At 54.5% G+C, this 811-nt stretch carries 1 protein-coding gene; it reads right to left on the bottom strand.

All coding sequences use genetic code 11. The features are described 5' to 3' along the window. A partial coding sequence (locus R7190_RS26680) for a Calx-beta domain-containing protein (RefSeq protein ID WP_318127520.1) occupies window positions 1-811 on the bottom strand: 811 nt, incomplete at both ends.

The raw sequence follows: 811 nt of genomic DNA, 5'->3' as shown, positions 1-811 counted from the left end.
AAGCAATGCGCACATCAAACTCAGTTTGCCCCGCTGGCACGGTCACCACACCATCGTTTGGCACTGCAACCCAACCGCTTCCCGTGTTGTATTCTAGGGTGCCCAAATCTCCAACTTCGGTATCGCCAAGATTAAGACCCAATTCCACTTGCGTTTCCGCTTCAGACGCGTTCGATAGCGTCACTTTGAAGTTCGCTGTGTCACCCTCATTAATGGTGCCAGCATCTGAAATTGTCACGCTTGGACGGTCATCATCCGGATCAGAGCCTGGACCCGTGCCGTCGTCCACTATCGTTGCCGTTCCCGTATCGCTGCCTTGCACTGCGCCAATGCCAGTCACCGTCACACTGAAATCTTCAGGGCCTTCGTACACCGCATCATCAATGGAAGCGATACGCACATCAAACTCAGTTTGCCCTGCTGGCACCGTTACTACGCCATCGTTTGGTACTGCAACCCAACCGCTTCCGGTGTTGTATTCCAAGGTACCTAAGTCACCGGTTTCGGTGTCACCCAAGTTGAGGCCAAGCTCGACTTGAACTGTAGACTCGGAGGCGTTCGACAACGTCACTTTGAAATTCGCTGTCTCACCCTCATTGATGGTGCCAGCGTCTGAAATAGTCACATTCGGGCGGTCATCATCCGGATCGGGGCCTGGCCCAGTGCCATCGTCCACGATCGTCGCCGTCCCCGTATCGCTGCCTTGTACTGCCCCAATGCCAGTCACCGTCACACTGAAATCTTCTGGGCCTTCGTACACCGCGTCATCAATGGAAGCAATACGCACATCAAACTCAGTTTGCCCCGCTGG

The organism is Vibrio sp. 1078-1 (genome assembly GCF_033340475.1).
Note: the sequence above shows the minus strand (reverse complement) of the source record. Positions and strands in the feature narration are given on the sequence as shown.